This is a genomic window from Priestia endophytica DSM 13796 (genome assembly GCF_900115845.1).
GTDB classification, from domain to species: domain Bacteria; phylum Bacillota; class Bacilli; order Bacillales; family Bacillaceae_H; genus Bacillus_I; species Bacillus_I endophytica.
Genome location: NZ_FOXX01000001.1, coordinates 452,915 through 467,307 on the forward strand (window position 1 = coordinate 452,915; position 14,393 = coordinate 467,307).

A 14,393-nucleotide genomic window follows, 5' to 3' on the forward strand; every position below is an offset into this window, starting at 1 on the left:
AATCGACTTTAGACAAACTGTATGGGTTTATCCAACTCATATAGCTTCTGATAGTAAGAAGATGTTTTTAATAATTCATCATGCGTACCTCTCATTTTCACACGTCCATCTTCTAAAAAGATAATTTCGTCCATTTTCTCAATTCCTGTGAGATGATGTGTTACCCATAAAAGCGTTTTGCCTTCTAACGTTTCAAAGATGGTATCTAACAACGCTCTTTCTGTAATAGGGTCAAGACCAACTGTTGGTTCATCAAGCATGACAATAGGCGTTTTTTGAAGAAGAACCCGAGCAAGAGCAATTCGTTGACGTTCGCCACCTGAAAAGCGCTGTCCTGTCTCTTCCATTGATGTTTGATATCCGTCCTGAAGAGAGGAAACAAGATTTTCTAATCTAACTTTTTTCACCACTTCTTTAACTTCTTCTTCTGTTGCGTTCTCGTTTGCAAGTAGCAAATTATTCGCTACATTTGTGTTAAACAAATACGGATTTTGATTTAAAACTGAAATAAGAGAGGATGTTCCGTCTTTAATAGATGAAGCATTGTATTCATTTAACGTAACAGCTCCTCCTTTTGGAACAAGCAGTCCTTGAATTGCTTGCAAAAGCGTAGATTTACCCGCCCCACTTCTTCCGATAATGGCAATTTTCTTCCCTTGAGGAATGTGCAAATTAATATCTTTTAGCACAGCCCCTTCTTGTTCTTCATATTGAAATGATAGATTTTTCAAGTCAATTGTAACATTCTCTTTTGAATGGTTATACACAACTTGCTTTAATCTATTTTCCTTTGAAGACTCTAGCTTATTTTCCAAGTTTGTAATACGTGTTAGCGATTCTTCATAGCGTGGATATTTCTCAACCGCATTTGAAACAGGAATAATAGCTTCTGATAACGGAATAACAACAAGCACAAAAGCAGCAATATAGATGTTTGCAAGTTCACCATGCGAGAACAAGTTTGATGAGAATATCATCATTGTTACAATCATAGCTGCTACAACAACTTGAGCGATAAACTCTCGGTAGTATTGCCATCTTTTTGTTTTTCGATCAGCCTCATCCACTTTACGACCAATGCGTAGGACTCGCTCTAAAAAAGTGCCTTTCTGACCGCTCATAAGCCAGTCACTAATACCAAGCAAACCGTCTGTTGTATATTGATACATACGATCTTTTTCGTGCTTATATGTTCTATTCACTGCTCGCATATGCACAAGGGAGAAAATAGGCATTACAATAATAAGCATAAAAAAATACAAAGCCATTAAAAGAGCAAAAGGAAGACTAAAATAGCCAAGAACAATAATGCTAATGATATATAGTAAGAGCGCTGAAGCTGTTGGCAGGACTGTCCGTAAATAAAGGTCTTGAAGCCCCTCAATATCTTCAGCAAGCACGCCTAGTATTTCTCCTGTTTTTAGCTGTTTGTTTCCTGCAATACGTGGCTCAACAAGATGATAAAGACGCGTTCTCATCTTAGCAAGTACACGTAAAATAAAATCATGACTTACTAGACGCTCCGAATAGCGAAAAACGGCGCGCCCTAACCCAAACGTACGAACAAGCACAACCGGTACATAAACAAGCAAAATATTTTCAGGACGAAGTGAGGATTTACTGATTAAAAATCCTGAGGTGAACATAAGCGCTGCTGCTGATCCAATTGAAAGCATGCTAAGCAGCATAATCCCAATCATTCGGTATTTATACTTTTGAACATATGGCATAATCCAGCTGCTCTTCTTCACGATGCATCCCCCATTTGTGCCTTTAGTAATCGTTTGTAAGCTCCATTTTTTTCTATAAGCTCTTCGTGTGTGCCAACTTCAACAATTTTGCCTTCTTCCATCACTAAAATAACATCCATTTCTTTCATCCAGTGCAAGCGATGTGAAGCAAAGAACATGAGCTTCCCTTGTGAAAGATGTAGTAATACTTCTTTTAAATCATATTCAGTTTCAACATCAAGCTGCGCTGTTGGTTCATCAAATAATAGGACAGAACGCTCGCTCAAGAAAGCCCTTGCTAACGCAATCCGCTGTGCTTGACCACCGCTTAGCGTGCGCCCTCCTTCTCCGATGATTTCATCTTCACGATGTGGCAGACGCACTACCATACTTCCTAATCCAGCTTGGCGGATGGCTAATCTTACTCTTTCATCACTCGCATCAGGCTGATAAAACCGAATGTTTTCTTTAATAGAACCTGTAAAAATAAACGGGTGCTGAGGAATATAAACGGTTTGTTCTTGCCATGCTTCTGAAGTAAGCTGAACGTCTTCTTCATCAATGCGAACAGCTCCTTCATTAATAGGTAGAAAACCGCTTAACGCGTCAATTAGCGTAGACTTTCCAGCTCCGCTCATTCCCATAATTCCTACCTTTTGATTTCCCTTTATCTGAAAAGAAAGGTTATGCAGCGTATTTTCTTCTTTTCCTTCATGATGAATATTGACATCTTGAAAAGTAATTGTGCTTTCCTTTGTAAAACGAGGTGCTGTTCCTGAAACAGTTACTTCCTCGCCTTTTTTAATAACAGCTAGTATTTCTTCTCCTGCTTCTTTTCCATCTAATGTTGCATGATAGTCATTCCCAACCTCTCGAATAGGTAGAAAGTATTCTGGTGAAAGTAGCAGCACAAGAAGAGCCGGCTCTAATGTAAGCGTACCGTCGATAAGGCGCAAACCTAACATAACCGCCACAATAGCAATGGATAGTTGTGTAAATAAATCAAGGGCAAACGTTGATAAAAAGGCAATACGAAGCGTACCCATTGTTGACTTTCGATACTGGCCACTAACTTTTTCAATTGTTTCACCATGCTCTTTACTTCTACCTAAAAACTTTAGGGTACGAAGACCGCGCAACGAATCAACAAAATGATTTGAAAGTAAACGATATGATGCCCACTGTGCGTCAATTTTCTTTTGTGCGGCAAGTCCAAGTAAAATCATAAAGACAATTAAAATAGGCATGGTAATGAATAAAATTAGAGCAGAAAGATGGTCATAAAACCAAATATAAATAAGAACAAGCCATGGTGTAATCCCGATAGCAACAAGCTTCGGAATAAAAAGTTCAAGATAATCACGTAATTTTCCTAATCCTTCAATTAAAAATGTTACAAGATGTCCCGTACCTTCCCTTTTTGTATAGCGTGGTCCAAGCTTAAAAATACTTTGAAGAAGTGCTGAGCGTAGTTCGGTAACCGTCGCTTCCCCGAACTTATAAAGTATTTTTTTAATTAACAATGAACATAGATGTCTAGCAAGAAAGGCTACTATAAAGTAGCCTATTGTTTCTATTTGTGATGTTAAGCTTTTTCCGTTAAAAAGTGAGGTAATGGCTTCTGCTAGCCATTTTGCTTGAAAAATAATGGCTATAGTTTGAAGAAGCACCCCGAGAGATACGAGCGCTAATACTCTTTTGATGCCTTTATAGGCCATTAAGTTTCTTCCCATTAGTATTCCATATGCTCCTTATGGTTAATACGTTTACGAAAAACGTAGTAACTCCAAATTTGATATCCTAAAACGAACGGTAGCAATGTGAGTCCAAGATATGTGATTACTTTTAATGAATAAGCTCCAGATGCTGCATTATGAATTGTTAAGTTGTAAGCTTCATTAATTGAACTAATCATTACCCTTGGAAATAATCCAATAAACAGCGATCCTGTTACTAACATGATGACAAGACCTGACGAAAAGAACGCCCATCCGTCTCGCCCTCTTGTTAGAAAGTAGCCAAGAAATAAGTAAACAACGATTCCTGCTAGAAATAAGTACTCCAATAAGTTTCCATGCACTGTGAACAAATCTGTTTTAAAGAAAGTAGCCACACCAACCGTAACTAATAAGACCGCATTAATGGGAAGTAGCTTCTTAGCAACTTGGCGACAGCGATCTCTTAAATCATACATAAGACGGATTGTTCCAAATGTAAGGCCGTGCATAAAACAAAGCATTGTTAATGTTACACCACCAAGTAGCGTATACCAGTTTACAATGTCTGAGAAAGATGCTCTCATCTGCATATCCCCATCAATTGGTACTCCTTGAATAATAGCTGTGAACATTGTGCCAAAAGCAAGTGGAGGAATAATGCTTCCAAAAAGAATTACCCAGTCCCACGTTGTTCTCCAAACAGGGCTTTTCGCTTTTCCTCTAAATTCAAACGCAACGCCCCGACCAATTAAAGCAAGTAAGATAATCACGAAAACAAGGTAAAAACCGCTTAACATTGAAGCATACCAGTTTGGGAATGCCGCGAACATCGCGCCAATCCCTGTGATAAGCCACACTTCATTAGCATCCCAAACAGGACCAATTGAATTGATAAAAGCGCGACGCTCTGCATCTGTTCTCGCTACAAATTTTGTTGATATTCCAACTCCAAAGTCGAATCCTTCTAAGAAGAAGAATCCAACAAACATAAAGGCCACAAGAATAAACCAAAATTCATTAAGAGATAGCATGTTGACCCTCCTTCATAAACGGATCATGATTTTCTTCTATCATCTCTTCCTCATGATGTGGTCCCTTCTTAATCTCCCGCACAAATAAAGTGACCATAACTGCAAATAAAATAATGTAAAATGTTGAGAAAGCAATAAGTGAGAACAGTACTTGACCCGCTGTTACATTAGCTGAAACAGCATCCTCTGTTTGCATATACCCAAAAACAACCCATGGTTGACGTCCAATTTCGGTCATAATCCAACCTGCTGAGTTTCCTATAAAAGGAAATGAAATAGCTATAACCATCAAGCAAAGATACCATTTGCTTTGAACTAACTTCTTACGAGCGTAGAGATATGCCCCTAAAATAGCTAATCCAACGATTGCTCCTCCTAAAACGGCCATAACGCGGAAACTCCAAAATACGGTTTTAACCGGTGGTATGTAGTTTCCTTCTCCGTACATTTTCGTATAGCGTTCTTGCAATTCATTCATACCTGTTACAGAACCTGAAAACTTACCATAAGATAAGTAACTTAATAGGTAAGGAATTTCAACCTCTGACGTATTTTCTTTGTTAGCTGTATCAATATTTGCAATAGCTGTCCATGCTCCTGGGTCTTCACTGTTTTCCCAAAGCCCTTCTGCTGCTGCCATCTTCATTGGCTGTGTTTCAACTAAATATTGAGCTTGTTCGTGCCCTGAAAGTGCTAGCCCAATTCCTGATGCTACTCCAACAGTAATTGCTACTTTAAAAGATCTTTGATAAAAATCAACGTGCTTCTTTTTCAAAAAGGCGATTGCACTAATACCTGTAATAAATAGTGCTCCTGTTGCAAATGAACCAAATAGTGTATGAGGGAACTCAACCCAAAGCTGTCCATTTGTTAAAATCGCTGCAAAGTCATGCATTTCAAGGCGTCCTCGTTGAAGTACTTCTCCAACTGGATGCTGCATGAAAGAGTTTGCTGATAAAATAAAAAATGCTGAGAACATCGTTCCTAATGAAACGAGCCAAATACAAAGGGCATGAAGCCATTTCGGCAAACGATCCCAACCAAAAATCCATAACCCTAAAAATGTTGATTCCATGAAAAAGGCAAGCAATGCCTCAATTGCGAGCGGTGCCCCGAACACATCTCCAACAAAGCGAGAGTATTCAGACCAGTTCATTCCAAACTGAAATTCTTGCAAAATACCTGTTACAACACCAACAGCAAAGTTAATTAAAAACAGGTGCCCCCAGAACTTTGCCATCTTTTTATATGCTTCATCTTTCTTCACTACATAGATTGTTTCCATAATTGCAATGATGAAAGCTAATCCAATTGATAGTGGTACAAATAGAAAGTGAAATAGCGTTGTGGAAGCAAACTGAATGCGTGATAATTCAACTACATCCATAAAGTCCCCCTCTTTCTCTCTAAATTTATCTTTGTGAAATATTGAGCAATCTAATCCATGCCTCTAGTATACTACCTCATATATATATTTGTTTGTGAAACATTGAACATTCTATGACATAATTGAGACAAATTTGTTAACATGTTGGTTATACGGGAAAAAAGAACGTCATTGGGATGCTTTTATTGGATAAAAAAGCAAAGTTTTTCCTTTTCATTTCTTTTTCTAATCATTTTCGAGTGATAATAGATAAAAAAAGCACCTCAAAAAGGAAAATATCACACCTCTACGGAACAGTAAGATAGTTTTTGCTATAATTTTAATCTTTCCTAATTAAAAGATACTTCCCTCTAAACTTTCTCATTTCAAAAAAAATAGTGCATTAAATACGCACTATTTTATCCACCAATATAAGACATCTCAATTGGCTCTCGCTTATCTTTTAAGTTTGCTCGATCTTCTGAATACCGATCATCACGCTTCTTCCACACAGAAGAAATATATTCAAAAAGCTCTTCATCTGACTTTCCACTTCTTAATTTTTCTCTTAAATCCGTTCCTTTTGAAGCAAACAAACAGGTATAAAGCTGCCCGCTTGCAGATACTCTTGCTCTTGTACAAGAGCCACAAAACGTGTCTGAAACAGAGCTAATAAAACCAACTTCTCCTGTTTTATCGCTATACTCATAGCGCTTTGCAACTTCCCCAAAATAGGCTTCTTTTACAGGAGTCAGCGAAAATTCGCTTTGAAGTTCTGTTAAAATATCCTTTTTCGTCATCACATCACTCATATCCCATCCATTTGTTGAGCCAACATCCATATATTCAATGAACCGAAGCGTTACTCCTAATCTCTTAAAATAGCGAGCCATAGGTAGGATTTGATTGTCATTTACACCTTTTTGAACAACCATATTAATTTTCACATAGAGACCTGCTTCTCTAGCAGCATTAATTCCTTTTAAAACAGGAGAAATTCCAACACCTCTTCCGTTCATATAGCGAAATACATCGTCTTCAATAGCATCCAAACTAATGTTAACACGCTGTACCCCTGCTCCTCGCAAGTCTTGAGCAAGCTTCGGAAGAAACACGCCATTTGTTGTTACAGCAATATCTTCAATTCCTGTTTTTTCCCCAATTCTTTCTATTAAAAAAGGTAATCCTTTTCTCAGCAGTGGCTCCCCACCTGTAATGCGTATTTTCTCCACTCCTAACTGAGAAAACAACACGCTTAAGCGTACGAGCTCATCATCTGTGAGAAGTTCTTCGTTCTGTAAAAACGTATAATTCTCATCAAAAATATGGGCTGGCATACAATAGTGACAGCGAAAATTACATTGATCAATAACAGAAAGGCGCAAATCTCTTAGCGGTCGTTTAAATTGATCTTGTACAGCCATAAGCCGTAATCCCCCTTACATATACATCCGTTCATGTGTGACTCTATATATATATAAATTGATAGAATATTCTTACTCATTATGCATCAAAGTAGTTTTTACTTTAACATACTTAAAAAGGATTGTATATAAAAGCATCCTGCAGAGAGTGCAGGATGCTTATTATGCTATTTATTTTTTTGACGACGCTTCATCATAATTAGCGCATACGGTAAAACACCAAACCAGCGAACTGCAAACGGTTGGCGTTCTTGCTTTTTTTGCTGACGCTGTTTTTTCCGATCGTCTTTTGGCTTATCCATGTATTGAACAATTTCTTGTGTCATAAACTTAACATAATCATTCACTGACACGTTGTCCACCTTCTTTCAGTACGTAGCATGCCCTTTTTTAATGGATTTTAATCATTGAAGAAAGGGATAGAGAATAGAAAATAGAGTAAACTATAATACGCATGATTCGTTTTAGCGAGGAAACGTTAATTTTACGCTACTGCTTATCTCTTGTACTTCATCACCTCTTAAGTTTCATTAACGATAAAATTAACTTTATTTCGCGTTTCCATAACCAAGCTTTAAAAAGAAAGGGATGACCCTTCTTGATATTGGATTACTTTATGAGAGTCTACATCCATAACAACCCATACTGTTGCATTTCCGCTATTTGCCCCTTTACACACAAGCTCTACTTTTGCTTCTGTTGCACTTAAAGGACTAATCGTAATTTCAACACTTCCGTTTTTAGTTTCAATCCATGATGTCTCTTCTTTTTTTAATGAATCATTAACATACTTTTTCGCTTCAAATAGACCGTGATTAATCAAATATTGAAGCTGATATCTTCCTTTCGTTTCATAAAAACTCCGCGCTTCTACAACATAAAGCGCACTATAATGAGTAAGAAGAAATAGGACAAGAAAAGTTAGAAGAAGAGTGATTGGCAACACAAATCCCCTTTCATTTTTTCTCATAGCTGTTCTCCATATAAGGGAATAACAGCTTCGTAAACTTTTCCATTTAATGACTCAACTGCAATTGTAATGATTTTGGGAGAATGCGCTGAAAAAGAAAGGGAATGGATATTGCGAAGCGTGATCTCATGACCTAATCCATTTACCCTTCGTCTAACGAGGTGGCCATATTTTTCATATTGGACAACAATATTTTGATCTGAAGGCGATAACTGTAACAATGACTTATAGATGGAAACTTCTTCTGCTTCACGAAGTTCAATGGACGTTTGAGCAATAAATGTATCCCACTCAGCTTGTGTAAAAGTATCATACGAACTTTCCGTTTCAATAACTGATAAGAGAAGTGGAAAAGATGCTAAAAGAATAAGTGAGATGGCAAAACAAAAGATGGTTTCAAGCAGTGTAAATCCATTTCTTTTCACGGAAACAGCACCTCACAAACCTTTTTTTCTTTCCCATGAAAGGTGTACCAAGAAACACATCCTCCCTTACCACCTTGGACATTTTGAAAAGTAAACATGAAGTTTGTTGTAGATGGAGAGTGATGATGAGAATTATATGTTTGATAAAGAAGCTCATTATATAATGAAGTTCTCGCCATATATTCACGTGCTAAATTTGCACGCTGTTGTTTTAAATGAATATAAAACGGGAGAATAGAAAGTGTGAGAAGAAGAAAAATTGAAAAAGCGATAACGGCTTCCACCATAACAAAACCTTTTTCATACTTCATTAATATACATCCTCCCTCTCCCAAGTAGAAATACCACTGCATATACCTTCTTTTGAAAAGTAACATGAAGGGTACCAGCTCTACTAATATTTCCAGTTGTAGCAAATGTAATTGGTGGCCTCAGTGTTTTGAAGTAGATGCTAACGTCTTTATGATAAAAAGTTTGAGAGATGACTTTGCCTTTAGCTGTTATTTGGTATTTGTGATCTTCAGGGGAAAATTTAATGGCTGTTGGTGTTTGACGATGAATAGCAAGCTGTTGCGCATAGAGAACGTCTTTTTGAAATCTGTCAAAAAACGCTTGCTCATTATAAGTCATGATAAGATAGTGAAACGAAAAAACAAAAATGAGAATCACAATGTGAAGCATTAATAATACAATAACTGTTTCAAGGAGCGTGAATCCTCTTTCAACCTTTTTGTTTTTATCCTCCACTAACTTCACTTGCTTTTCCATCAGCGTTTATTGTAATTTCTGTTCCATTAGGACATTTGGCTTCCTTCAAATATCGTCCTTCAATAAGTTCATTCATCGTTGGTTTCTTCCCTTTTTCAATTTCATACACTTGAACCTGTGCTTCCACAGTATTAAGAAAAGCCTCACACCCTTTATTTCGGATTGCTTTATTATGGCTAACAATATTCGGAATCATAATAAGAAGTAAAACCGTAATAACTAACATCACAATAAGCATTTCAATTAAGGTAAATCCTTTTTCATTTTTTATCATATACTTTTACCTCCTTATAAACTGGACATCGCTTGAAACATAGGAATCATAATCGCCAAATATAAACAAAGAACGGTTAACCCGATTAGGGAAAACAAAAGAGGTTGTACAATGCTAATTATTTTTGTTATTTTTCCTTCTACTTTCTCAATCACAAGTGCACTATAGTCACAAAGCTCCTGTGCTAAGTTACCATTTGACTGGCCGTGTGAAACGATTTGCGACAATTCTAATTCATAATACGAAACTTCTGCAATAATTTCTGGAAGTCTTCTCCCTCTTGTTAGAGCAAGCTTCAATCGTTTTCCTTCTCCTTGAAAAAATGGTGAATGTTTTTGCCTACAAAATGCTTGTAAACTTTCGTTAATAGACAGCCCTCCTTTCAAAAGATTGCCTAAATGAGCTGATAAGGAGTAAGAACAAAAACTTTTATAAAGAGGTCCAAAGATTGGCAAGCGCGATAAAAACCTTACTCTCTGAGCTGGAGATAATCTTTTTAAATATGCTCTACAGTAAAAGAGGATACCTACCATTATGATGATAAAAGTTAGGAAAAGGAGTGGAAAATGATTTGCTAGAAAAAAGAAGGAAAGAAGGAAAAAAGAAGGTTTCTCATTCATGGAGCTGTAAAGAGAAGAAAATTGAGGAATTAATACGAATGACATTGTCATAAATAAGCCAATTAAGAACAAAAATAATAAAAGAGGATATTGAATAACTTTGCGAATTTTAACAAGCTGCTGTGCTTTTTCATTTGTAAGTCGTCCACTTTCTTTTAAAGCAAAGCTAATGTCCCCGTGCTGCTCTGCAAAATAAAGGTAAATAAGCGCTTCTTTATTAAGCTCGTAGAATTGGAATGCTTCATGAAGAGGACGCCCTTTTTTCAAAGCTGTTAAGCAACTTCTAATTTCAGTTTGAAGCTTTTTATCTCCTTGGAGTCTAAGAAATTCTAGTGCTTGAGACATCGTATAGCCTTTTTCTAATAAACTCGCTAGCCTTGTTAACAACTGAGCCTGTTCACGCAACGGCTTTTTTTGTTTTGTTTTTTTAATCATATGCTTTCCAGCTTTCCAATACTGACGGATAAAGGTATCCAAAAGCAACGCCTCGCCAAACCATATCTTTGAGTTTTGGATATGAATAGACTTTTTGCTTTCCGTTCGCCTCTTGAAGAACTTCCTTTAGTACTTTTCCGTATAGAAATTCATAGATGCCTGCCTGTCGTTGTTTTCGCATTATTTTGCAGAGCGGCACACACTTTTCCTTACAATACGGACAGCGAATTTGAACGAGTCGCTGTGCTACTACCCCAATAAGTGTTTGATATATTTCCTGATACGGAACTCCAAATTCCAACAATCTGTATATGGCTCCTTTTGTATCTCTCGTATGCATTGTCGTAAGCACTAGGTGCCCTGTCAAAGCAGCGCGAACTGCAATTTTTGCTGTTTCATCATCTCGAATTTCTCCGACCATAATAATATCAGGATCATGCCTTAAAATTGCACGCAGTCCTTTTTCATATGTGATGCCTGCCCGTTCATTTACTTGAACTTGCAAAACACCATCGTATTGCTTCTCTACGGGATCTTCAAGAGTAATGATATTTCGATTAATGAGGCTTTTAGCTTGCTGGAGAAGTGTATATAACGTAGTCGTTTTGCCCGAGCCTGTTGGGCCAGTGAAAATTAATAATCCATGGGAATGTTGCAAAAGAGCGAGAAGTTTTCTTGTGGAATGTGGGAAAAGGGAAAGAAAATGAATAGATGTCATGTTATCTTGAGGGAGCACACGAATAACGAGGCTTTCATCAAAAACAGTAGGTAATGTTGAAAGTCGAAGATATACACGTTGGTTTCCTATTTGCATCATAAGAGAGCCGCTTTGAGGTTTTCTTTTTTCACCAATATCCATACCTCCTAAAAATTTAAAATGAGCAAGTAACCGTTGAAATATATCTCTTTTCAAAATCGCATGTTGAAAAAGCTCTTGATCTAGCCTGAGCTGGATAAGAGCATCAAGTTCACGAGGAATAAGGTGAATATCTGATACTCTGTGCAAGCAAGCTTTTTCAACTAAACTTTCAGCAAGCTTTTCAATTGAGGAAAGCAAAATTTCTGTCACACCTTTCTATGGATTTTGTACAAACAGAAATTTCGCCGCGTTTTTCAAAATTCCTTCTTTATTTTTTATTTTTCTACAAAAAACTGCTAAGTCATAACTTAACAAAAAAGATGCCTATGCTGAAAGAACTTTTTTGGATTTCTTTTTCACAAGATTTTTAAGTGCTGATTCATTATAGCCAATGACTAGCTTTTGGCCATCTGTTAAAATTGGTCTTCTTAGCAATCTTGGATGTTCAATCAGCAAATCTACAGCTTCTGATAGTGAAAGTTCTTCAATATTGATGTCTAACTTCTTAAATTCTTGACTGCGTTTCGCTAAAATTTCATCAATTCCATCTGTTGTTAAACGTAGAAGGTTAATAAGCTCCTCATATGTAGGGGTTTCACGAAAGAGATGTCGCTCACTAAAAGGAACTCCTTCTCCTTTTAGCCATTTTTTTGTTTTACGACAAGACGTACAGCTTGGGTATGTGTAGAAACGAATGTTTTCCATTGTAATTCTCTCCCTTTATTATATTTATTCTCTTATCTCTTTGTATAATATTGGTACAACACATAATTAACTTGTTTTAAGCCTGTTTTAAAAGAGTTTTAATTTACTGTATTTCATATTCCAAAAATAGGACGAATGAACTATAATATAGCTATCTTTTGAATTAGGAGGTTGATTTCAATGGAGGAAGTATTAAAACTATCGAGCATTCTCGGTGATCCAACACGTTTTAATATCTATAATCACTTAAAAACAACTGAGATGCCTATTACCGCTCAAGAAGTTTCCGAGAAATTTCATATTCACCCCAATGTAGCCAGAAGCCATCTCACAAAACTTGAAGATAGCAATCTCATAATCTCAGAAGCTTATAAAACCGGAAAAGGAGGACGTCCTCGTCTTCTGTATAAGCTTTCTGATCATCTTACCCAGCTTACATTCTCCTATGATGTTTATCAGCTTCTTTCTAAATTACTTCTCTGTACAATATCTACATTTGGAGAAGAAGGAAAAGAAGCTCTTTACAAAACCGCTATTAAAATGGGGATAGCCTATATTAAAGATTATTACCATCAAAACGCTCCTTCTAAACCTATAAAATACGGAAAAGATAAAATTTTTCTTATAAAAGAAGCTGCCGAAAAGATCGGTATGCGCTTGTCTATTCAAGGCTCACCTGATTATAGCTCCATTTCTCTGCATATTTCGCGTTGTCCCTTTCAAACCATTGTTCCTCAAAATGAAGAATTAACGCGCTGCATTCATCGTTCTTTCGTGCAAGGAATGATATATTACTTTTTCAAAAACGCTACTTTTTCAGACTCTAACAAAACAATTGGTTTAGAAGCAGGTATTTGTACATATAGTGTAGAAAAGCTTTTTTAGTGATTAGCTTAAACCTCATTTACTTTTTCCTAATTTTCACATTATAATAAAAAAGAAAATGTTTTATAGTGAGCCAAAGGGGAGGGATACGTATGGATCGTATGTATCGAGTTCTTGGCTTTTGGACGGGAATTTTCGCAGTTATGTTCTATCTCGGCCATATGCCAACAACGTCACTGCTGTTTCTAGGTCAAACAGGCTTTTTTGTGCTATTAAGCTATTTAAAACTTTCAGAGCGAATGTACATCTATGTTTTTGGAGCGTATCTAACCGTTTTCTTTGCTGGATTCACATATTGGACGACATTTATGATGACTCCTGGAGGATAATTAGATAGCGCTTCCAAATTAAAAGTAAAAAGCAGTGCTATTGTTAGCACTGCTTTTTATTTACATGAAGCCATTCAGAAATGGGTTGCTGTCCATTTCTCTTTCAATTGTGGTTTCTTCACCATGACCTGATAAAACAAGCATTGTTTCTCCTAGAGTAAGCATTTTTTTATGAATGCTCTCTAGCAGTTCTTCGTGATTTCCACCTGGCAAATCAGTTCTTCCAATGCTGCCAGCAAATAGAACGTCACCTGAGATAACAAAATCATCTTCTTTGAAAACATAAGAGACACTTCCTGGCGTGTGCCCTGGTGTTTCAAGCACAGAAAATGAGAAGCTTCCAATCGTTTTCTCTCCCTCTACATCCCAAAAGTTTGTTGCTTCTTTAGCTGTAACAGGACCTAATGGGAAAGAAGCAGAAGCATTTTTTGATGGATCTCCAAGCCAATCTTTCTCTTTTTTGTGGACATAAACAGGCACATCAAAGCGGTCTCTTACTTCATCAAGAGCTCCAATATGGTCAAAATGAGCATGAGTTAATAAAATAGCTTGTGGTTTTAAACCTTTTTCTTTAATAAGTGCCATAATTTTGTGGCCTTCTGCACTTGGATCAAAAATTAGACATTCTTTTTTCTCGTTTGCTACAACATAGCAGTTCGTTCCAACAGGACCTAGTGATCTTTTATAATGCTTCAACATTACCTTTAACACCTCTTATTTTCAGATTTTTTACCTCGACAAATATTTAGAAAAGCTATAAAATAAGCTTAAGTGTGTACACTATTTATGGTACATCGGATATTTTGACCTAGCAAGTGAATAGTATTAAGTAACTGGGGAAAAGGGGGAAATCA

Annotated in this window: 17 protein-coding genes; 2 read left to right on the top strand and 15 right to left on the bottom strand. The window is 36.8% G+C overall.

The window, feature by feature from the left end:
- Nucleotides 1-8: 8 nt before the first annotated feature.
- From cydC to BM012_RS02385, 14 genes are all read right to left on the bottom strand, one after another.
- A complete protein-coding gene (gene cydC, locus BM012_RS02320; RefSeq protein ID WP_064504927.1) occupies nt 9-1,751 on the bottom strand; it encodes a thiol reductant ABC exporter subunit CydC in 1,743 nt (580 codons plus the stop codon).
- On the bottom strand, nt 1,748-3,463 hold the full coding sequence (gene cydD, locus BM012_RS02325; protein WP_061801968.1) for a thiol reductant ABC exporter subunit CydD: 1,716 nt from the start codon (nt 3,461-3,463) through the stop codon (nt 1,748-1,750). The genes cydC and cydD overlap by 4 nt, the downstream gene beginning before the upstream one ends.
- Nucleotides 3,463-4,479 carry a cytochrome d ubiquinol oxidase subunit II gene (gene cydB / locus BM012_RS02330; RefSeq protein WP_061801969.1) on the bottom strand — a complete coding sequence of 339 codons (1,017 nt, stop codon included), beginning with the start codon at nt 4,477-4,479 and terminating at the stop codon, nt 3,463-3,465. Before cydB ends, cydD begins: the two co-directional genes overlap by 1 nt.
- Nucleotides 4,466-5,866 carry a cytochrome ubiquinol oxidase subunit I gene (locus BM012_RS02335; RefSeq protein WP_061801970.1) on the bottom strand — a complete coding sequence of 467 codons (1,401 nt, stop codon included), beginning with the start codon at nt 5,864-5,866 and terminating at the stop codon, nt 4,466-4,468. The genes cydB and BM012_RS02335 overlap by 14 nt, the downstream gene beginning before the upstream one ends.
- 398 nt (nt 5,867-6,264) lie before the next feature.
- Complete coding sequence (gene moaA / locus BM012_RS02340; protein WP_061801971.1) at nt 6,265-7,269, bottom strand: GTP 3',8-cyclase MoaA; 1,005 nt, start codon at nt 7,267-7,269, stop codon at nt 6,265-6,267.
- 167 nt (nt 7,270-7,436) lie between these two features.
- Nucleotides 7,437-7,622, bottom strand: coding sequence for a YqzE family protein (locus tag BM012_RS02345; protein ID WP_019391505.1), 186 nt, complete (start codon nt 7,620-7,622; stop codon nt 7,437-7,439).
- Nucleotides 7,623-7,843: 221 nt separating this feature from the next.
- Nucleotides 7,844-8,239, bottom strand: a complete 396-nt coding sequence (gene comGG, locus BM012_RS02350; RefSeq protein ID WP_061801972.1) for a competence type IV pilus minor pilin ComGG — start codon at nt 8,237-8,239, stop codon at nt 7,844-7,846.
- Nucleotides 8,236-8,664: a competence type IV pilus minor pilin ComGF gene (comGF, locus tag BM012_RS02355; protein ID WP_061801973.1), complete on the bottom strand. Its 429-nt coding sequence runs from the start codon at nt 8,662-8,664 to the stop codon at nt 8,236-8,238. Before comGF ends, comGG begins: the two co-directional genes overlap by 4 nt.
- A complete protein-coding gene (locus BM012_RS02360) occupies nt 8,661-8,975 on the bottom strand; it encodes a type II secretion system protein (RefSeq protein ID WP_061801974.1) in 315 nt (104 codons plus the stop codon). Before BM012_RS02360 ends, comGF begins: the two co-directional genes overlap by 4 nt.
- A complete protein-coding gene (gene comGD, locus BM012_RS02365; RefSeq protein WP_139210292.1) occupies nt 8,965-9,420 on the bottom strand; it encodes a competence type IV pilus minor pilin ComGD in 456 nt (151 codons plus the stop codon). The genes BM012_RS02360 and comGD overlap by 11 nt, the downstream gene beginning before the upstream one ends.
- The gene (gene comGC, locus BM012_RS02370; RefSeq protein ID WP_074842756.1) at nt 9,401-9,706 is read right to left on the bottom strand and encodes a competence type IV pilus major pilin ComGC; all 306 of its coding nucleotides are present in this window, start codon (nt 9,704-9,706) and stop codon (nt 9,401-9,403) included. Before comGC ends, comGD begins: the two co-directional genes overlap by 20 nt.
- A 14-nt stretch (nt 9,707-9,720) precedes the next feature.
- Entirely contained in the window at nt 9,721-10,803 is a 1,083-nt protein-coding gene (comGB, locus tag BM012_RS02375) for a competence type IV pilus assembly protein ComGB (protein ID WP_139210293.1), read from the bottom strand.
- A complete protein-coding gene (gene comGA / locus BM012_RS02380) occupies nt 10,754-11,818 on the bottom strand; it encodes a competence type IV pilus ATPase ComGA (RefSeq protein ID WP_061801977.1) in 1,065 nt (354 codons plus the stop codon). The genes comGB and comGA overlap by 50 nt, the downstream gene beginning before the upstream one ends.
- Nucleotides 11,819-11,944: 126 nt before the next feature.
- Nucleotides 11,945-12,325 (bottom strand): Spx/MgsR family RNA polymerase-binding regulatory protein, encoded by a 381-nt coding sequence (locus BM012_RS02385; RefSeq protein WP_061801978.1) that lies wholly within the window; start codon nt 12,323-12,325, stop codon nt 11,945-11,947.
- A gap of 180 nt (nt 12,326-12,505) precedes the next feature.
- Between BM012_RS02385 and BM012_RS02390 the strand changes: the two genes are divergently transcribed.
- Nucleotides 12,506-13,210 (top strand): helix-turn-helix transcriptional regulator, encoded by a 705-nt coding sequence (locus BM012_RS02390; RefSeq protein ID WP_061801979.1) that lies wholly within the window; start codon nt 12,506-12,508, stop codon nt 13,208-13,210.
- Nucleotides 13,211-13,302: 92 nt separating this feature from the next.
- A complete protein-coding gene (locus BM012_RS02395; protein WP_061801980.1) occupies nt 13,303-13,539 on the top strand; it encodes a DUF2626 domain-containing protein in 237 nt (78 codons plus the stop codon).
- Between the two features lie 60 nt (nt 13,540-13,599).
- Here the strand turns inward: BM012_RS02395 and BM012_RS02400 are convergent, their stop codons facing one another.
- Nucleotides 13,600-14,235 carry an MBL fold metallo-hydrolase gene (locus BM012_RS02400; protein ID WP_061802324.1) on the bottom strand — a complete coding sequence of 212 codons (636 nt, stop codon included), beginning with the start codon at nt 14,233-14,235 and terminating at the stop codon, nt 13,600-13,602.
- Nucleotides 14,236-14,393: the final 158 nt, after the last annotated feature.